This is a genomic window from Streptomyces sp. NPDC006335 (genome assembly GCF_040612795.1).
In the GTDB taxonomy this organism is placed as follows: domain Bacteria; phylum Actinomycetota; class Actinomycetes; order Streptomycetales; family Streptomycetaceae; genus Streptomyces.
This window is the reverse complement of sequence record NZ_JBEXQX010000005.1, coordinates 368,118-386,276: the sequence shown is the minus strand read 5'-3', so window position 1 is coordinate 386,276 and position 18,159 is coordinate 368,118. Positions and strand designations below refer to the sequence as shown.

Annotated in this window: 16 protein-coding genes; 5 read left to right on the top strand and 11 right to left on the bottom strand. The window is 71.7% G+C overall.

Annotated features, from left to right (window positions below):
• Window positions 1-231 precede the first annotated feature (231 nt).
• Complete coding sequence (locus ABZ098_RS17935; RefSeq protein WP_356592073.1) at window positions 232-1,329, top strand: chemotaxis protein; 1,098 nt, start codon at window positions 232-234, stop codon at window positions 1,327-1,329.
• Window positions 1,330-1,363: 34 nt separating this feature from the next.
• Here the strand turns inward: ABZ098_RS17935 and ABZ098_RS17930 are convergent, their stop codons facing one another.
• Window positions 1,364-1,777, bottom strand: coding sequence for an SsgA family sporulation/cell division regulator (locus tag ABZ098_RS17930; RefSeq protein ID WP_356592071.1), 414 nt, complete (start codon window positions 1,775-1,777; stop codon window positions 1,364-1,366).
• Window positions 1,778-2,151: 374 nt separating this feature from the next.
• Between ABZ098_RS17930 and ABZ098_RS17925 the strand changes: the two genes are divergently transcribed.
• Window positions 2,152-3,582: a SpoIIE family protein phosphatase gene (locus ABZ098_RS17925; protein ID WP_356592069.1), complete on the top strand. Its 1,431-nt coding sequence runs from the start codon at window positions 2,152-2,154 to the stop codon at window positions 3,580-3,582.
• A 22-nt stretch (window positions 3,583-3,604) separates the two neighbouring features.
• Here the strand turns inward: ABZ098_RS17925 and ABZ098_RS17920 are convergent, their stop codons facing one another.
• The gene (locus ABZ098_RS17920) at window positions 3,605-5,098 is read right to left on the bottom strand and encodes a hypothetical protein (RefSeq protein ID WP_356592067.1); all 1,494 of its coding nucleotides are present in this window, start codon (window positions 5,096-5,098) and stop codon (window positions 3,605-3,607) included.
• Between the two features lie 243 nt (window positions 5,099-5,341).
• Here ABZ098_RS17920 and ABZ098_RS17915 point away from each other — a divergent pair, with 243 nt between their 5' ends.
• Window positions 5,342-6,478, top strand: a complete 1,137-nt coding sequence (locus tag ABZ098_RS17915; RefSeq protein ID WP_356592065.1) for an aminoglycoside phosphotransferase family protein — start codon at window positions 5,342-5,344, stop codon at window positions 6,476-6,478.
• 268 nt (window positions 6,479-6,746) lie between these two features.
• Window positions 6,747-8,702: a peptidoglycan recognition family protein gene (locus tag ABZ098_RS17910; protein WP_356592063.1), complete on the top strand. Its 1,956-nt coding sequence runs from the start codon at window positions 6,747-6,749 to the stop codon at window positions 8,700-8,702.
• 61 nt (window positions 8,703-8,763) lie between these two features.
• Here the strand turns inward: ABZ098_RS17910 and ABZ098_RS17905 are convergent, their stop codons facing one another.
• The 9 genes from ABZ098_RS17905 to ABZ098_RS17865 form a co-directional block, all read right to left on the bottom strand.
• Entirely contained in the window at window positions 8,764-9,261 is a 498-nt protein-coding gene (locus ABZ098_RS17905; protein WP_037718541.1) for a hypothetical protein, read from the bottom strand.
• 167 nt (window positions 9,262-9,428) lie between these two features.
• Window positions 9,429-10,028: a hypothetical protein gene (locus ABZ098_RS17900; RefSeq protein WP_356592061.1), complete on the bottom strand. Its 600-nt coding sequence runs from the start codon at window positions 10,026-10,028 to the stop codon at window positions 9,429-9,431.
• A complete protein-coding gene (locus tag ABZ098_RS17895; RefSeq protein ID WP_356592059.1) occupies window positions 10,025-10,633 on the bottom strand; it encodes a CGNR zinc finger domain-containing protein in 609 nt (202 codons plus the stop codon). The genes ABZ098_RS17900 and ABZ098_RS17895 overlap by 4 nt, the downstream gene beginning before the upstream one ends.
• A 131-nt stretch (window positions 10,634-10,764) precedes the next feature.
• On the bottom strand, window positions 10,765-11,703 hold the full coding sequence (locus tag ABZ098_RS17890) for a universal stress protein (RefSeq protein WP_356592057.1): 939 nt from the start codon (window positions 11,701-11,703) through the stop codon (window positions 10,765-10,767).
• 156 nt (window positions 11,704-11,859) lie between these two features.
• Entirely contained in the window at window positions 11,860-12,102 is a 243-nt protein-coding gene (locus ABZ098_RS17885) for a DUF397 domain-containing protein (RefSeq protein ID WP_007379863.1), read from the bottom strand.
• A 94-nt stretch (window positions 12,103-12,196) separates the two neighbouring features.
• Complete coding sequence (locus ABZ098_RS17880) at window positions 12,197-13,363, bottom strand: thiolase domain-containing protein (RefSeq protein ID WP_356592055.1); 1,167 nt, start codon at window positions 13,361-13,363, stop codon at window positions 12,197-12,199.
• A complete protein-coding gene (locus tag ABZ098_RS17875) occupies window positions 13,360-14,424 on the bottom strand; it encodes a thiolase domain-containing protein (RefSeq protein ID WP_356592053.1) in 1,065 nt (354 codons plus the stop codon). The genes ABZ098_RS17880 and ABZ098_RS17875 overlap by 4 nt, the downstream gene beginning before the upstream one ends.
• A complete protein-coding gene (locus ABZ098_RS17870) occupies window positions 14,421-15,362 on the bottom strand; it encodes an OB-fold domain-containing protein (protein WP_356592052.1) in 942 nt (313 codons plus the stop codon). The genes ABZ098_RS17875 and ABZ098_RS17870 overlap by 4 nt, the downstream gene beginning before the upstream one ends.
• A gap of 114 nt (window positions 15,363-15,476) precedes the next feature.
• Complete coding sequence (locus ABZ098_RS17865) at window positions 15,477-16,277, bottom strand: crotonase/enoyl-CoA hydratase family protein (protein ID WP_356592050.1); 801 nt, start codon at window positions 16,275-16,277, stop codon at window positions 15,477-15,479.
• A 177-nt stretch (window positions 16,278-16,454) separates the two neighbouring features.
• Between ABZ098_RS17865 and ABZ098_RS17860 the strand changes: the two genes are divergently transcribed.
• Window positions 16,455-18,071 carry an acyl-CoA synthetase gene (locus ABZ098_RS17860; RefSeq protein ID WP_356592048.1) on the top strand — a complete coding sequence of 539 codons (1,617 nt, stop codon included), beginning with the start codon at window positions 16,455-16,457 and terminating at the stop codon, window positions 18,069-18,071.
• Window positions 18,072-18,159: the final 88 nt, after the last annotated feature.

Genomic DNA, 18,159 nt, shown 5'->3' with positions numbered 1-18,159 from the left:
TCAGAACTCCACCGGGTCCCGCACGATCGGGCAGGTGCACCTTTCGGAGCGCTTGCCAGGGTCAGACGCCGATCCAGCCCGGCGCCAGGGCGACGACGCCGAGGTCGGCCCCGGCGATCGAGAGGGCAGAGGACAGCGAGCTCGCGCGGGGAGAACACCCGTCCGCTCTGCTCCCCCGCGGGCCAAGTTGCCCCAAATGCCCGATCGGCCGATCGGTCCTATGGTGCTGTTATGGAGCACGCACTCAGCCCTGCGACCCTCTCCGAACTGCGCCGCCCGCGCACCTATCCGGCGGTGTCCGTGCTGACGCCGACCCACCGCCGTGAACCCGAGAACGCCCAGGATCCGGTCCGGTTGCGCAATGTGGTGGCCGAGGCCAAGAAGCAGGTGGAAGCCGACCCGGCGGTACCCCGGGAGCGGCGCATCGACGTCGTCCGGCAGCTCGACCAGGCCCTCACCGAGATCGATCTGGCGCACGCCGAGGACGGACTGGTGATCTTCGCCGCGCCGGGCGAGCACCAGGTGTGGTCCCTGGCCCGTGCCGTTCCGGAGCGCGTGGTCCTCTCGGACACCTTCCTGACCCGCAACCTCGTCTCCGCCCAGGCCTCCGAGCGGCCGTTCTGGGTGCTGTCGGTCTCCGTGGACCGGGTCACGCTGTGGAACGGCGGGGTCGACCGCGTCACCGAGCACCGCGCCGACGGATTTCCACTGACGAGGACCCGTGAGAACTTCGACGCCGAGCGCCTGGAGCGGGTCGGAGACATGCCGAGCGCCTTCCGGGACGAGGACACGCGGCACTTCCTGCGGGACGCCGACACCGCGATCGCGGGGCTCCTGCGCGAGGACCCGCGGCCGCTGTACATCACGGGCGAGACCGGGGCCCTTTCCGCGCTGGACGACGTCGGCAGTGTCACCAAGGAAGCGGTGCACGTCCCGCACGGCGGCCTCGCGCACGGCACTCCGGACGCGGTGTGGCAGGCGGTCGGTCCCCTGATGGCCGACGAGGCCCGCAAGAGCACCGAGGCGGTGACCCGGGAGCTCGAATCGGCACGCGGGCGGCGGGCGTTCGCGGCCGGCGTCGACGAGATCTGGCAGAACGCCCGGGAGGGCCGGGTACGCCTGCTGGCCGTCGAGGAGAACTACCGGGTGACGGTCCGCGACGACGACGGCGACCACCTGGTCCCGGCCGAGAGCGGCGACCTCGACGCCCGCGAGGACATCGTGGACGAGATCGTCGAACAGTGCCTGGAGACGGGCGCAGAGGTCCGCTTCGTCCCGGACGGCACACTGGGCGGCGCCGACGGGATCGCGGGCGTGCTGCGGTACTGAACGGGAGGACGGCCACCGAGCCGTCGTACCCCGCTCAGACGCTTCCGAAGAGGGCGCTGAGCCCCCGTTCGACGGCCTCGTCGAGGTCTTCCTGCCCGGCGCCGACCACCGCGTAGGTCCGCAGCAGGAAGCTGCGCAGGGTCGGCGTCCGGAACTGGAGGAGGGCGAGGCCGTACGGCGAGTGGAACTCCACGACCGTGACGTCCGCGCCGCACGGCCAGATATGCACGTCCCCGCCGCCGGCCGGTCCACCCAGCCCCTCCGCCAGCAGGGCACGGGCGAAGGTCCAGGTCACCTCCTGCCCGTCCAGGCAGACCTCGGCCGGGAAGTCGACGCACACCGCCAACGGGTCGGTGGAGTCGTAGCGCAGCGTCGCGGAGACGGGCAGTTCCTGGTTCTCCGCGATGATCAGGCGGGCGCGGGCGAGCTGCTCGAAAGTCGTGTCCATGTTCTTAGGAGCACGCACCCACCCTTTGCATTACGGCCGAGCGGGATTAATTTATGTGACCTGCATCACACATGTGTCGTCAGGGTCCAGCTGCGCCAAACTCCTTAGAACACAGGACCGTCGAACACATAAATGAAGAGCGGCACGGCCAGCCCGCCGACCCACCAAGTCACGTACGCCGCCTACGACTTGAGGCATCGAACAGCGTAGACGACGTGCCCTGTACGACCGCTCCGCGAAGACTGTGGCATATGCCAGAAGCACCACCGTATCGTGTGTTGCCAAACCTCTTACAGCGCGTGGCGGCCTGTGCAACAGTCGTAACGGTCCCTCCGTCCCGCCTTGGCCGAACCGTCCCCGCATCGGAGTGCGTCATGCCGTCCCACCTCTCCGCGGACCGCCCCGCCGCCCAGCCGCCCGGACGCGGCTCGGTCGACGCGCTCATATCGCAGGCGCGGCGGCTCAAGGGCGACGTGGACGCCGTCCGACGGGACGCGCCCGGCGACGACTCGGACCCCCAGGAGCGCTGGCAGCGCGCGCTGTGCGATCTCGCCATGCACCAACTCAGCGACCTGGACGCGCACTTGGCGCAACTGCGGGACGGCCCACCGCCCGTGCCGCCGGCACCCGGTGCGGAGTCCGCCGCGCGAACCGCGCCGCCCGCTCCCCGGCGCGGCTCGTTGCTCAGCCGGGTCGGCAGCGCGGAGTGGAACCTGCTGACGGACGAGGCCAGTTGGTCCGGGGAGCTGTACGAGATCCTGGGCCGCGACCGCACCGCTCCCCCGCTCACCCTCGACGAGCTCCCTTCCCTGGTGCTCGACGAGGACCGGCCGAAGCTGACGGTGATGGTCACGGGCTGCCTGGTCGACGCCCAGCGCATGGACGGCGAGTTCCGTGTCGTGCGCCCGGACGGCGAGGTGCGCACCGTGCACATGATGGGCGAGCCCGTGCTCGCCGCCGACGGCAGCACCGCCTCGATGTGGGCCGTGCTGCGGGACGTCAGCGAACTGCGCCGCAGTGAACGGGCGGTGAGCGAGACCCGTGACTCGTTACAACGCCACCGGCAGCGCGCGCAGAGCGAGCACCGGCTCGCGGTCGAGCTGCAGGAGGCCGTGCTGCCGCCGTGGCGCGGCTCCCTGCGGCTCCCGCACGGGGGCGCCGAGACCCTGGACCTGGCCGCCCACTACCTGCCGTCGTCGTCGAGCGCGCTGATCGGCGGCGACTGGTACGACGCACTGGAACTGGCCGACGGCGAGACCCTTCTCAGCGTCGGTGACCTCACCGGTCACGGCGTCGCCGTGGCCTCCGGCATGGCGACCCTCCTCGGCGCCGTGCGCGGCATGGCGATGGCGGGCACCCAGCCCGGCCAACTGATGTCCCTGCTCAACCAGTTGCTCGACGCCACCGTGCAGCCGGCCCTCGGCAGCGCGGTCTGCTGCCGCTACCGCCCCGAGACCCGCACCCTGGTCTGGGCCCAGGCCGGGCACCCCGCCCCGCTGCTGTTCCGGGGCGGGACGGGGCGCAGGCTGGACTCCCCCGACGGGGTGCTCCTCGGCGCGACCTCCGGAGCCGTGTACGCGCAGGCCGAGGAGACCCTCGAACCGGGCGACCTGCTCCTGCTGCACACGGACGGACTGGTGCCCGGGCATGACAACACGGCTGCCGTGAACCGTCTCCTGGACCTCGCCCCCCGGTTCGGCGGGGCGCGCACCGCGCAGGACTGTGTGCGGACGGTCGTGGAGGAGTTCGGTGAGACCGAGCGCGAGGACGACGCCTGCGTGCTCATCGCCAAGGTGACTTCATGAGAAGCGTGTCTTCATAACAGGATCACGCCCGTGCGTTGTCGCCACCCCTTCCCTTCGGCTTCGGCAGCGCCTGCCTGATCTCCTCGCGCAGTTCGTTGATCTTCGGGTAGCTGGAGTACTCGGCGGTGAGCCGGTACATCTGACGCAGTCGGTCCCAGGTGCGGTGGGAGGAGTTGGAGCCCATCGACACCAGCGCCAACCGCGCGTACCGGTCCGCCTGTTCGGGGTCGTCGGCGATGAAGCAGGCCGACGCCATCGACAGGAAGTCGAAGATCTTCGACCGCTGCCGTCCGTCGACCCTCAGGGCGAGGGCCTTCTCCGCGTAGTGCTGGGCGTGCGCGGCCGCACCGGGCTCGTGCTCCGCCAGCGTGCGGTAGGCCAGGGCCTGCATGCCGTACAGGTCCTCCTCCTTGAAGGTCTGCATCCAGCTCGGCGGCGGCACGTCGCTCTTGTCGGAGACGAAGAGGTCCTCCGCCTGTCCGAGGGTGCGGCGCATCGCCTGGCCCTTGCCCATGGAAGCCTGCGCCCAGGCCTCGATGGTGTACAGCATCGCCTTGGTTCGGGGCAGCACCTCTTCGCCGGAGCCGGACTGGGCGAGCTTCATCAGGTCGAGCGCGTCGTCGGGCCGGCCCAGGTGCACCATCTGCCGGGCCGCCCGGGAGAGCGCCTCGCCGGCGCGGGGCCGGTCACCGCCCTCTCGCGCGGCATGGGCGGCGATCACGAAGTACTTCTGGGCCGTGGGTTCGAGGCCGACGTCGTGGGACATCCAGCCCGCGAGGACGGCCAGGTTGGCGGCGACGCCCCACAGGCGCCGCTGGAGATGGTCGGGGTGCCGGTAGGCGAGCATGCCGCCCACCTCGTTGAGCTGGCCCACGACGGCCTTGCGTTGCAGCCCGCCGCCGCGGGCCGCGTCCCAGGCCCGGAACACCTCGACCGAGCGCTCCAGTTCCTCGATCTCCTGCGACCCGATGGGGGCGGCCTCGTAACGGTCGAACCCAGCGGGGTCGGCGTGCAGGGGGTCGTCGAACTGGGGGGCATCGGCGGTGAGGGCCGGATCGGTGTGCAGCCAGTCGTGCATGGCACTGGTGAGTGCGGATCCCGCGGCGAGCGCGGCACCCGCGCCCACCAAGCCGCGTCGGTTGAGCATGAGGTCCATTCCCGTGAATTCGGTGAGGACCGCGGCGGTTCGGTCGGGCGCCCACGGCATGCCGTCGGGATGTTCCGCGCTCCCGTCGCCCTGCCGTTTCCCCGTACGCCCGTGCCTGACCAGACCGAGGTCCTCGATGGTCACGACACGGCCGAGACGCTCGGTGAACAGAGCCGCCAGCACCCGCGGCACCGGATCGCGCGGGATCTCTCCCATGTCGATCCACCGCCGCACCCGGGAGGTGTCGGTCGAGAGCTGGGGATGGCCCATGGCCGCCGCCTGCCGGTTGACCAGCCTCGCGAGTTCACCCTTGGACCAGCCGGCCAGGCCGAACAGGTCCGAGAGTCGGGTGTTGGGTTGTCCGCTCACGTCAAGCCCCCAGGTTCTCGGCTGAGTTGACAGTAGCCCCGGGTCAGTTGCTCCGGGACTATTCGCCAGGGTTCGCCAGGGTTCGCCAGATGGTGTGCCACGCGGCATATGCGGTGAGGTAGGAAAGCGCCACCCCGACCCGGGCCGCACAGGGACATTCCCCAGGGTGCACCCGGTGATCCGGGTCGGGCGGCGCGCTGCTTCTCCAGGCACAGCAGGCACACGAAGGGATCTGTCTCGCCCATGTACGCAGCATCGTCCTCCGTGTCCGCCCCGCCCCGGTCGCCGCATCTCCGCCCGGGCGGTGGCCCCTACCTCGACCCCGCGCGGCCGACGGCCCCCGTCCCGGGTACGGGCAGGGCACGGCGCGTTCCGGGGCTCGGCACCCAACCGCTCAGCGGGAGACTCGACTTGTCCGGCCCTCAGGGCGCCCAGCTGCGTACGGCGATCGCGTCGGTGCACCGGATCTGTCCGGAGTTCGCCCCGGTGCAGGTGCTGCGCCGCAGCGGACGCTCCGTGCTCCTGGTGGGTACGACGGGACGCAGCACGGCCGTCGCCAAGTGTTTACTCGACCACTCCCCCGTATGGGCCGAGCGGATCCGGCACGAAATAGCCGCATACCGTTCGTTCGTCCGCCACCGGCCTCCGGTGCGCGTGCCGCGGCTGATCGCGGCGGACCCGGACAACTGCACCCTGGTCATCGAGCGGATGCCGGGCCGGGTGGCGGCGCTGCACCGGCATCCTGCGGAGGCCCCGCCGCGCGCGGACATCAGGGCGGCGCTCGGCGCGGTCTGCCGGCTCAACGCCTGGCGTCCGCCCGCGGGCACCTTCGACGCTCCGCTGGACTACGCGTCCCGCATCTCCCGCTACCACGAGCTGGGGCTGCTGACCGACCGGGACATGGGCGACCTCCAGAAGCTGCTGCACGGCATCGCGCACTCGGCGGGCCGGCACGGCATGGGCCAGTTCTGCCACGGCGACGCACTGCTCTCGAACATCCTGCTCTCACCGGCCGGTCCAGTGCTGGTGGACTGGGAGCACGCGGGCTGGTACCTGCCGGGGTACGACCTGGCGACGCTGTGGTCGGTCCTCGGCGACGCCCCGGTGGCACGTCGTCAGATCAGCCAGATCGCCCAGTCGGCGGGCCCGGCCTCACGGGACGCCTTCCTGGTGAACCTGATGCTCGTGCTGACCCGTGAGATCCGTACCTACGAGACGGCCGTGCAGCGTTCGATGCACGACTCGACCCCGGCGGCACCGGGCGCGGCCCACCCCGGTGCTGCGCCGTCCGGCGAGGAACAGCGGCTGCTGCTGAGGCGGCTGCACGACGACTGCCAGCTGGCCCGTCGGGCCGTACGCGCGGCGGTCGGCACTCGCTGACGGGGACGGTGGTCCGCGGTGCGCCCGGTGGAACGGCGCGCCGCGGACCGTCGTATGTCCGGGCCCTTCGCGGGACCCGGTCAATGGTGTACGCCACTGACGCCCCGCAGGCCCGTGGGGCGTCCGCCACGAAACTCCCGTGAACCGGGATTGACATGGGAAATCCCCTACCTCTGGGCATGATTGACGGATCGTCGACAAGCCGGTAGCACTGACGCACGCCCGGCCCCGCTCGGCTCATCTCGCTCGATCGTCCCTGGAGGCTGCATTGCGAGGATCCGTCACCGACCCCAACAGAGCCGCCCGGAGGGTGCTCGGCACGATGGCCGGCACCGCCCTGCTGCTGCCCCTGCTCGGCGCGGCCCCGTCGCAGGCCGGGGACTCCTCGGCCGGTCTCCAGCGGGCCTTCGCCGCGGCGGCCGCCGAGTACCACGTGCCGCAGAGCGTCCTGCTGGGTGTCTCGTATCTCCAGTCCCGCTGGGACACGCACGCCGGCGCGCCGAGCGTGACCGGGGGCTACGGCCCGATGCACCTGACCGACGCCCGCACCGCGCTCGCCTCGGCGCCGCACCACAGCGAGGGCACCGAGGACGCGCGCGGCGACAGCGCCCGCCCCGCCTTGCTGCCGGAGACGAAGGTCCCGGAGCCCGCCGACCTTCCCGCCCGGCTCGAGACCCTGCCGAAGGCCGCCGAGCTGACCGGCCTGAGCACCCGGGACCTGCGCACCGACCCCGCGGCCAACGTCGCCGGCGGTGCCGCGCTGCTGGCCGCCGCGCAGAAGGAGCTGGGCGAGCCGCTGAGCCAGGACCCGGCGGACTGGTACGGCGCGGTGGCCCGTTTCTCCGGGGCGGACGACAGCGCGACCGCCGCGGCGTACGCGAACGACGTCTTCGACGTGCTGCGCTCCAGCGAGGAACGCACCACGGACGCCGGGCAGCGGGTCGCCCTGGCCGCCCGGCCGGAGCTCACCCCGGACACCGCCCAGCTCGCCCGGACGGGCCTGCGGAAGCTGACCGCGCGCAACACCGAGTGCCCGAAGACCGTGTCCTGCGAGTGGATCCCGGCACCGTACGAGGAGTTCGGGGACAACGACTACGGCAACCACGACCTGGGCGACCGTCCGGCCTCGCAAAGCATCAAGTACATCGTCATCCACGACACGGAGGGCGCCTGGGAGGGTGTCCTCAACCTGGTGCAGGACCCGACCTATGTGTCGTGGAACTACACCCTGCGCTCGACGGACGGTCACATCGCCCAGCATGTGAAGGCCAAGGACGTGGCCTGGCACGCGGGCAACTGGTATGTCAACGCCAAGTCGATCGGTCTGGAGCACGAGGGCTTCCTGGCGAACCCGGACGCCTGGTACACGGAGGCGATGTACCGGTCCTCGGCGCGGCTGGTGAAGTACCTCTCCGCGAAGTACGGCATCCCGCTGGACCGGCAGCACATCCTCGGCCACGACAACGTCCCCGGCCCGACGACCTCGACCGTAGCGGGCATGCACACCGACCCCGGCCCGTACTGGGACTGGCGGCACTACTTCGAGCTGCTGGGCCACCCGTTCAAGGCCACCGCACCCAAGCGGGGCGGCCTGGTGACGATCCGGCCCGACTACGCCACCAACCAGCCGACGTACACGGGCTGTGTCACCAAGGGCGAGCCCTGCGCGCCCCACGGTTCGAGCGAGGTTCGGCTCTACTCGGCGCCCGACGAGGGCTCGGCTCTCATCACGGACATCGGTCTGGGCGGCAGGGCCCCGACGATCGACGTCAACGACCTGTCGTCGCGGGTCTCCACCGGCCAGCAGTACGCGGTCGCCGGGCGCGACGGCGACTGGACGGCGATCTGGTACCTGGGCCAGAAGGCCTGGTTCAAGAACCCCGCGGGCAGCCCGACCGCGGTGAGCGCCGCCGGCCTCGTGGTGACCCCGAAGGACGGCCTCGACAGCGTCCCGGTGTACGGCCGTGCCTACCCCGAGGCCTCCGCCTATCCGACGGGGGTGCCCGCGCAGGCGGTGTCGCCTCTGCCGTACAAGGTGCTCAAGGGCCAGACGTACGTGGCCGGGGACAGGGTGCCCGGCGAGTACTACTACGCGGTGACCTTCACGACGGACTCGCACAAGGTCGTGGTCGGCAAGGACCTGTACTACGAGATCCAGTACGGCCACCGGGTGGCGTTCGTGCGGGCGGCGGACGTCGAGCTGAAGCCGTCCGGCCGGCGGTAGCGGGGCGGCTCTGCGGCGGGGCATGCCGTCCCGCCGCACGAGGCCGGCTGTCGGAGAATGTTCAGCCCTGCTGGAAGAGCTCGGCCGGCAGTGGCTTGAGGAGGGCGTACAGGTCGTCCGTGATCGGGCGGTCCCAGGCGGCGATGGTCACCAGGACGTTGTCGCTGCGGTCGAACTGGACGCAGGAGATCCGGCTCTCGGAGAGCTTGAGGCGGCGCACGATCAGGAGGTTGTCGCCCTGCATGACGGGCACGTCCTCGGTGTCGGTGACGGTCACCTCCTCGTCGTTCTCCAGCGCGATCAGCAGCTGGGCCACCTCGAAGGGGACCTGGCCCTCGGGGACCTCGCGGGCCGGGGAGCCCTCGGGGAGGTTGCCGATGATCATCGCGGGGCCGCGGCCGCCGAAGAGGTCGTAGCGCAGGAAGACGCCCTGGCAGGTGCCGTCGGGGGCGGGCAGGAGTCCCGCGCCGAGGTTGCCGGGCCAGTCGCCCGGGTCCATGGCCAGTACGTCGAAGTCTGGACCGGCGGGGGTGGCGCTGCGGCGGCGGAGGAACGACATGCGCCCATGGTAATGGGCGTTCACGTGGTCGTGCGGGGGCAGGTGCGTGGGGTCGGCCGCGCGGCTTCCCGCGCTGCCACGGAGGATCACTCACGGTTCGCGGGCCGGTGCGGTCCGTTCCCGGCCGGACGCCCCTGCCTGCTGTCGGCCGGCCGTCGCGAGCGCTGCTAGAAGAGATGTTCGTACAGCACGGTGAGGAAGTAGACCATCCCGCCGAGGGCGACGATCCCGACCAGCGCGGCGCCGTAGCGCGTGGCGACGGTCGCGGCGGCGTCCAGGCCGCACAGGGTGAGCGCGCTGACGCACCCGAAGGCGAGGAGGGCGAGCCCCATCACCGTCATGGTCGCCCAGCCGGCGACCGCCCTGAACCCGAGCGTTTCGAGCCCGGTCAGCGGCTGGTCGCGCACCGGGATGGTGGCTCCGACGCGGGCGTCGGCCTCGATGACCGCGTCGGTGTCGACCAACCGGCCGTCGGCCGAAAGGAGTTGGCCACGGCATTCGGTGACCGGCTTGTTGTTGTACGGCCTCACCACAGCGCACGAGTCGACGTGCAGCCGACCCGCGGTCCCGGACAGTCCTGTCGCGCCCGCGAACATCAGGCCGGAGTAGCCGGTCAGGAGCACGCCACACACGAGCAACATCAGGGCGGCCATGGCCGAACGGAACCGCTCGCCCCGCCGAGTCACCGCCTCCCCGCGCAGCGCATCCCGGAACGCCCGTAGCCGGTCGGCCTTCTTGAACCGCCGCCTGGCCGCCTTCGACGTCATGGCCCCTCCCCCTGCCTCCTGTGCCGCTCATGATGGCGTGCCACCCGGGCGCGGTTGCCGCAGGAGGGCTTGCACCACTCCTGCCGCGGATGGTCCTTCAGGAAGTAGCGCACGCAGCGCGGGGCGTGGCAGGCCCGCAGCCGTCGCCGGTCGGCTCCGGAGAGAAACGCGATCGCGGCCTGCGCGAGTACGGCCGTGAGGTCGGTCCCCGGCGCGGCCGGCTGCCGGTGTACGACGGGTTCGGCGCCGTCGGTCCAGTGCAGCACGGGGACGGTCGGGGTGCGGGCGGCGGCCGCGTTGAGGCGGGCCACGGCCTCGGGCACCGGCAGGAGGCGTGCGGCGTCGGCGGGGCTGGGGTCGCCGGGACGTACGGCGTGGGCGAACAGGGCGCGGACGGCGGCCCGCAGGTCCCGCACCGCGGCCAGGGCACGCTCGTCGAGGACGAGGTCCGGGGCGTCCGGCAGCGTCTCGGTGTGCTCCCGGACCCAGGCGGTGAGACCGGCCAGGTCGCCCAGGTCGTCGGCGACCCCGCCGTGTCCGTCGTGCCGGACGGTCAGGGCCAGGTCCAGGGCGAGCCGGGTGTCGCTGTCGATCGTGTCCCGCATGCGGCTGATGCTAGAGGGCGGGCCCGCCCGTCGGCTGCTGGAGGGCGGTCCCGCCCGTCGACTGCTGAAGGGCGGTCCGCCCGTCGACGCGGCCCAAGCCGCCTGACGCACAGGACGGACCCGCCGGCTCCTCAGTCCTCCGGGAGGTCCTGCGGCTCCACCGCCCCGGGCGGTACCACCGCCACCGGGCTCGCCGCGTGCAGCAGGACGGCCTGGGTGACGGACCCCATCATGCGGGCCGGCGCCAGCAGGCGGCGCCGGTGCCGGCCGACGACGACCAGGTCGGCCCCCCGGGAGGCCGCGACCAGATGCCCGGCCGCGTCGCCCGGGGGCACGTAAGGCTCGGCCACGACCCCCGGGTGGCAGGCGCTGTGCGGGGCGAGGAAGCCCTCGGCGAGGGCCCGGGTCTCGTTCTCCACGGCGTCCTGGTCGATCATCGGCGGGATCGTCTCGGCCGGTGCTGCCCAGCTCCGCAGGGGCCACTGGTAGGCGGCGACCACCTGGAGGCGGGCGCCGCGCAGGCCGGCCTCGGCGAACGCGAAGTCGAGGGCGGCGTCGTCGGGACTGTCCACGTGCAGGCCGACGACCACGCGCGGGCCCGGCCCGGCAGGTGCCTCGCCGTCGACCTGGCGCCCGGGGCGGGGCACCACGACCACGGGACACTCGGCGTCACGGGCGGCGGCCATGCCGTTGGAGCCGAGCAGCAGACTGGCGAAGCCGCCGCGGCCCCGGGACCCGAGCACCAGGAGCTGGGCGGTGGAGCCCAGTTCGGGCAGGACGGCACCGGGCGCGCCCTCGACACCGAGGTACTCCGTCCGGGGCAGGTCGGGGCCGTCGAGGCGGTCGGGGCGCTCCTCCAGATACGTCCGCACCCGGTCGAGGACCGGATCGTCGTCCGCGTCGGGCGCACCGGCGACGAGGACGTCGGGCTGGGCCCAGGCGGCGTACTGCCGTACGTGCGCCACCCGCAGGGGCGCTCCGCGCCGACGGGCCGCGTCGAGCGCCCAGTCCAGGGCGCGCAGGCTGTCGTCCGAACCGTCCACCGCGGCGATCACCGGCAGGGTGCTCATGTGTTCCTCACTTCCGGAAAAACGACCCTCCCCCTCCTGGGGTCAGCCTCGCTCAGGCGTCGGCCCCGGGAAGGTGCTCGAGGTCGCGTGTCCGGAAAAACGGAAGGGACACCGTCGGATCGGCCGTCGGTTCACGCCCCGTCCGTGTGCTCACCGTCAGGTGAGGTCAAACTCTCCTTCCCGCGCCCCTGACACGAACGCGCCCCACTCCGCGGGGGTGAAGATCAGGGAAGGGCTCTCCGGGCGGCCGCTGTTGCGCATCGCGATGAACCCCTCGACGAAGGCGATCTGGACATCCCCCAGACCGCGGCTGCTCGAGTGCCAATCGGCGTTGCTCAGGTCCAGCTCCGGCTTCTCCCAGCCCATGAGCGGCTGCTGCTGGATGGTGGTCTCGGCCACGTCCTGCTCCTCCCGATCGCTTCGTCCGCGGCCAGCCTAGCGATCGACTCCGACCGCCGACAGGCCACGTGAGGGGGACCTTTCGGGAGTCGGTTCACGCATCAGGGGGCTCAGACCCCACGAGCCACATGGAGAAGAACTGGGACCCGCCGCCGTAGGCGTGTCCGAGCACCTTGCGGGCGCCCTCCACCTGGTGTTCCCCGGCCTGTCCGCGCGCCTGGAGGGCGGCCTCGGCGAAGCGGATCATGCCGGAGGCGCCGATCGGATTGGTGGACAGCACCCCGCCCGACATGTTGACGGGCAGATCCCCGTCCAGCTCGGTGACCCCTGCCTCGGTGAGCTTCCAGCCCTCGCCCTCGTCGGCGAAGCCGAGGTTCTCCAGCCACATGGGCTCGTACCAGGAGAAGGGCACGTACATCTCCACGGCGTCGATGTCCCTGCGCGGGTCGGCGATGCCGGCCTGGCGGTACACGTCGGCCGCGCAGTCCTTGCCGGCCTGGGGCGACACGGCGTCCTTGCCGGCGAACAGCGTGGGCTCGCTGCGCATGGCACCGCCCAGCATCCAGGCGGGCGGCCTGGGCGCGCGGGCGGCCCCGGCCCGGTCGGTGAGCACCATGGCGCAGGCGCCGTCGGAGGAGGGGCAGGTCTCGGAGTAGCGGATCGGGTCCCAGAGCATGGGCGAGGCCTGGACCTTCTCCAGGGTGATGTCGTGCTCGTGCAGATGCGCGTACGGGTTCTTGAGCGCGTTGCGGCGGTCCTTGTACGCCACCAGGGAGCCGACCGTGTCGGGGGCACCGGTGCGCCGCATGTACGCGCGCACGTGCGGCGCGAAGAAGCCGCCCGCCCCGGCCAGCAGGGGCTGCTGGAAGGGGATCGGCAGGGACAGGCCCCACATGGCGTTGGACTCGGACTGTTTTTCGAAGGCGAGGGTGAGGACGGTGGAGTGCACCCTGGCCGCGACCAGGTTCGCGGCGACCAGGGCCGTGGAGCCGCCGACGCTGCCCGCCGTGTGCACCCGCAGCATCGGCTTGCCCACCGCGCCGAGGGCGTCGGCCAGGTACAGCTCCGGCATCATCACGCCCTCGAAGAAGTCCGGCGCCTTGCCGATCACCACGGCGTCGACGTCGGCCCAGGTCAACTCGGCGTCGTCGAGCGCCCGTCGGGCGGCCTCCCGGACGAGCCCGGCGATCGACACGTCCCGGCGGGCCGCGACGTGCTTGGTCTGGCCGATGCCTACGACGGCCACGGGCTCCTTGCTCATCGGGGATCCCCTTCGAGTACGGCGACCAGGTTCTGCTGGAGGCAGGGCCCGGAAGTGGCGTGGGCGAGGGCCCGGTCGGACTCGCCCCGGTGGATGCGGGCGGCGGCCTCGCCGATGCGGGCGAGTCCCGCGGCCATCATCGGGTTGGCGGCGAGGGCGCCGCCGGACGGGTTGACCCGCGTGGCGTCGTCGAGCCGCAGGGCCTTGCGCAGGACGACCTCCTGCGAGGTGAACGGCGCGTGCAACTCGGCGGTGTCCACGGGTCGTTCGAAGGCTCCGGCCCGCTCGGCCGCCAGCCGCGTGGAGGGTGAGTCGGTCAGGTCGCGGACGCCGAGCGAGTGCGCCTCGATGCGGTGGTCGATGCCGCGGATCCAGGCGGGGCGCTCACACAGGTCCCTGGCCCGCTCCCCCGCCGCGAGGACCACCGCGGCGGCTCCGTCACCGATGGGCGGGCAGTCCCCGGTGCGCAGCGGTCGTACGAGGTAATCCCCTTGCGGGACGGGCCCCTTGAGCTGGGCGCGCGGGTTGTCGGTGGCGCGGCTGCGGGCGCCGATCGCCGCCAGCTCGCGTTCGTCCGTGTCGCCCGCGTCGATGAGCGCCTGGGCCTGGAGGGCGGCGAGGGCGACGGAGTCGGGCCAGAGGGGGGCGACGTAGTACGGGTCGAGCTGGCGGGTGAGCACGTCCCGGAGGGAGCCGGGCGAGGACTTGCCGTACGAGTACACGAGCGCGGTGTCGGCGTCGCCGGACAGCAGCTTGGTCCACGCCTCGTACAGCGCCCACGCGCCGTCCGTCTCCACATGCGACTCGGAGATGGGCGGCCAGGCGCCCACGCCGTCGAGGGCGAGGGTGAACGAGAAGGCGCGCCCCGCGAGGTAGTCGCAGGAACCGGAGCAGGTGAAGCCGATGTCGGCGGTCTTCAGGCCGGTCTGGGCGAGGACGTCGTGCAGGACCGGCATGAGCATCTCCACCTCGGACACTTCCTCGGTGGAGCGCAGGGTGTCGGACTGGGCGAAGGCCACGACGGCGATGTCGCGGGGCTCCGGGGCTGCGTCGCTGGTCACAGGAGCTCCTTGTACGTCTCGTAGTCCGCGTCGGGTTCGCCGGTCGGCCGGTAGTGGTCCGGGTAACGGCCGCCCTCGGTCCACACCGGCTCGACCCTGAGCCCCATGCGCACCTGGTCGTACGGGATGCCGCCGATCCGGCCGTGCAGCGCGAGGTCGGCGCCGTCGAGGGCGATGTGGGCGTAGACGTACGGCACGTCGATGTCGAGGTTCTTGGCCTTGATGTTGACGATGCAGAAGGTGGTCACTGTGCCGGCCGGCCCCACCTCCACCTGTTCCGATGTGGCCACGCCACATGTGGGGCAGGCGCCCCTCGGCGGCACGTACACCTTGCGGCAGGACGGGCAGCGCTCGCCGACCGCCCGTCGTTCAGCGAGGGCGTTGATGTAGGCGGTCTGGGCGCGGCCCGGTGAGTAGGTGTAGTCGAGACGGGCGTGGGCGACGATGCCGTGGACCGGGTCCTCGAACTCGCCCGCGTGGACAGTGACTTCCGAGTCGTCTCCGTCGTACGGCTCGAAGCAGGCGATGTCGGTGATGGCTCCCGTGCGCTCCTCGGCCCAGCGGACGCGGACCCGCATGCCGGTGCGCACGGCCTCGGGGCCGGGGGCGTCGAGGCCGTGGAGCAGGGCGGTGTCGGCGCCGTCGAGCTTCACCAGGACCCAGGCGAACGGTGTGCCCAGCGGCTGTCCGCGACGGGGTTCGTGGTTCCAGGCCCAGGTGGTGACGGTGCCGGTGACACCGACGTGGACGAGGTCCCGGATCTCCTCGGCGGTGACCGGGTCGTACTCGACCGGCGGGACCAGGGTGCGGCCGTCCCGGGTCTTCACGCCGAGGATCACACGTTCCCGGAGCCCGGTCAGGAAGGCACTCTGCACGGGGCTGAGGGAACGGGTGAAGGGGAATTCGACAACCAGGGGGGCTTTGAGTACGTCGGGCATAGGGGGCGTAACTCCTTCGGAGACGGTGCGGGGCGCGCCCTTTGGGGGCGCGGGGAACTGCGCGACCAGCCACAACGGACCCGCAGCCAGGAACCGGCCGAAGCCGACGCGGCGCTACGCGCGCTTGTAGACGGGCGGCCGCTTCTCCGCGAAAGCACGGGCCCCTTCCTTCGCATCGGCCGTGTCGAAGATCGGCCACCCCCGCTTCAGCTCGGCGGCGAGTCCCTCGGTCTCGGTCATCTCCGCCGTCTCGTAGACCGACGCCTTCACCGCCTCGACAGCCAACGGGCCGCAGGCGTTGATCAGTTCGGCGATCTCCAGGGCCTTGGCGAGTGCCGTGCCGTCCGGGACGACGTGCCCGACGAGGCCGATGTCGGCGGCCTCGCGCGCGGTGTACGGGCGCCCGGTGAGCAGCATCTCCAGCGCGTGGGTGCGCGGGATCTGGCGTTGCAGCCGGACCGTCGAGCCGCCGATCGGGAACAGGCCGCGCCTGACCTCGAAGAGGCCGAAGGTCGCGGACTCGCCCGCGACCCGGATGTCGGTGCCCTGGAGCATCTCGGTGCCGCCCGCGACGCAGTGGCCCTCGACGGCCGCGATTACCGGTTTTCGGGGGCGGTGGTGGCGCAGCATCGCCTTCCAGTGCAGGTCCGGGTCGGCGGTGAGCCGGTCCCGGTACTGCTCGCCGCCGGTGTCCTTGCCCGCGAGGGCCTTGAGATCCATGCCGGCGCAGAACGAGCCGCCCGCGCCGGTGAACACGACCGAGCGGATCGAGTCGTCCGCGTCCGCCTCCACCCAGCCGTCGTACAGGCCGACCAGCATCGGCAACGAGAGCGCGTTCTTCGCCTCGGGCCTGTTGAGCGTGAGCACCAGTGTGGCGCCCTCGCGCTGGATGTCGAGGTGTTCCGTCCCACCCATCGACCGTCTCCCCTCTGCCAGAACGAGAACAGGTTGCAGGAGGCGCCGACGCACTTCAAGAGTTTTCTGACAGACAGTCAGATTTCTTCGCGCGAGCCCTTCCCACGCACGCCACCCTTTGCTCTGATGACCGGCGAACCGTCACAGCGCGGGGCCGGGACCAGTTCAGGAGGAACGGTGGAGTACAACCTTGCCGACCTGTTCGAGTCGGTCGTCGACGTGGTGCCGGACCGCGAGGCGCTCGCGTACATCGACATTCCCGGTACGGGGGCGGAGCGCCGGCTGACGTACGCCGAACTGGACGCCGCGGCCAATCGCATCGGTCACCACCTGCTCGACAGCGGGGTACGAGCCGGTGAACACGTCGGACTGCACCTCTACAACGGGGTGGAGTACCTGCAGACCCTGCTGGGGTGCATGAAGGCGCGGATCGTCCCGGTCAACGTCAACTACCGCTACGTGGAAGAGGAGTTGGTCTACCTCTACCGGGACGCGGATCTGGTGGGACTGGTCTTCGACGCGGAGTTCACGGACCGGGTGGCGGCCGCGCTGCCGCACACGGAACGGCTGCGGCACCTGGTGCGGGTCGGGGAGGCGCGGCCGGGCGGGCTGTCCGCGGTGGACTTCGCGGACGCCGAGGCCTCCGGAGCGCCCGAGCGCGGGTTTCCGGCACGTTCGGCCGACGACCAGTTCATCATCTACACCGGCGGGACCACCGGGATGCCCAAGGGCGTGATGTGGCGTCAGGAGGACCTGTTCTTCTCGGGGTTGGGCGGCGGGGCACCGACCGGGGAGCCGGTCGGGCGGCCGGAGGAACTCGCCGAGCGGGTCGCGGCGGGCGGGGCCGGGATCACGTTCTTCCCCACTCCCCCGCTGATGCACGGCACCTCGACCCTGACCGCCCTCATCGGGTTCAACTTCGGCCAACGGGTCGTCCTGCACCGCAAGTTCGTGCCCGAGGAGGTGCTGCGGACCGTCGAACGGGAGAAGGTCAGCGCCATGTCCCTGGTCGGCGACGCGATGCTCCGGCCGCTCATCGACGCCCTGGAGGGCCCCATGAAGGGCACCGACATGTCGTCGGTGTTCAGCGTGTCCTCGTCGGGCGCGATCATGTCGGACACGGTGAGCCGGCAGTTCCGGGCACTGGTCCCGAACGCCATGCTGCTCGACAACTTCGGCTCCTCCGAGTCCGGCTTCAACGGAACGGCGACCGAGGACTCCGGCCCCGAGCGGGGCTTCCGCGTCCGGGTCAACTCCCGCACCCAGGTGGTCGATCCGGCCACGCACGAGCCGGTGGCCGTGGGCGAGGTGGGCCGGGTCGCGCAGTGCGGCCATGTGCCGCTCGGCTACTACAAGGACCCGCGGAAGACCGCCGAGACCTTCTTCGAGAAGGACGGTGAGCGCTGGGTGCTGCTCGGCGACATGGCCACCGTCGACGAGGAGGGCGTCGTCACCGTCCTCGGGCGGGGCTCGCAGTGCATCAACACGGGCGGCGAGAAGGTGTACCCCGAGGAGGTCGAGCAGGCGCTCAAGGCGCATCCGGACGTGTACGACGCGCTCGTGGCCGGGGTGCCGGACGTGAAGTGGGGGCACCATGTGGCGGCCGTCGTGCAGTTGCGCCGGGGGGCGGCACGGATGTCCCTGGACGAGCTCCAGAGGCACTGCCGGACGCGGCTCGCGGGGTACAAGGTGCCGCGCCGGCTCGTGATCGCGGAGTCCATCCGCCGGTCGCCGAGCGGCAAGGCGGACTACCGGTGGGCGCAGAAGGTGGCGGCGGGGGCGGCCGGCGGATGACGGGCGGCGGGTGACGGCCCGAACCGGGCCCCGTGCGATTGAACCGAACGTGGCATGCGACCGTACTGGTGGTGGCAGGCTCGGTGAG

Bases quoted from the DNA above. Each gene is read 5' to 3' on its own strand.
- ABZ098_RS17890 (WP_356592057.1), bottom strand. From the start codon at position 11,703: ATGAGCACCCTGCCGGTGATCGCCGCGGTGGACGGTTCGGACGACAGC.
- ABZ098_RS17930 (WP_356592071.1), bottom strand. From the start codon at position 1,777: ATGGACACGACTTTCGAGCAGCTCGCCCGCGCCCGCCTGATCATCGCG.
- ABZ098_RS17935 (WP_356592073.1), top strand. From the start codon at position 232: ATGGAGCACGCACTCAGCCCTGCGACCCTCTCCGAACTGCGCCGCCCG.
- ABZ098_RS17905 (WP_037718541.1), bottom strand. From the start codon at position 9,261: ATGTCGTTCCTCCGCCGCCGCAGCGCCACCCCCGCCGGTCCAGACTTC.
- ABZ098_RS17880 (WP_356592055.1), bottom strand. From the start codon at position 13,363: ATGAGCAAGGAGCCCGTGGCCGTCGTAGGCATCGGCCAGACCAAGCAC.
- ABZ098_RS17915 (WP_356592065.1), top strand. From the start codon at position 5,342: ATGTACGCAGCATCGTCCTCCGTGTCCGCCCCGCCCCGGTCGCCGCAT.
- ABZ098_RS17895 (WP_356592059.1), bottom strand. From the start codon at position 10,633: ATGCGGGACACGATCGACAGCGACACCCGGCTCGCCCTGGACCTGGCC.
- ABZ098_RS17925 (WP_356592069.1), top strand. From the start codon at position 2,152: ATGCCGTCCCACCTCTCCGCGGACCGCCCCGCCGCCCAGCCGCCCGGA.
- ABZ098_RS17870 (WP_356592052.1), bottom strand. From the start codon at position 15,362: ATGCCCGACGTACTCAAAGCCCCCCTGGTTGTCGAATTCCCCTTCACC.
- ABZ098_RS17900 (WP_356592061.1), bottom strand. From the start codon at position 10,028: ATGACGTCGAAGGCGGCCAGGCGGCGGTTCAAGAAGGCCGACCGGCTA.
- ABZ098_RS17865 (WP_356592050.1), bottom strand. From the start codon at position 16,277: ATGGGTGGGACGGAACACCTCGACATCCAGCGCGAGGGCGCCACACTG.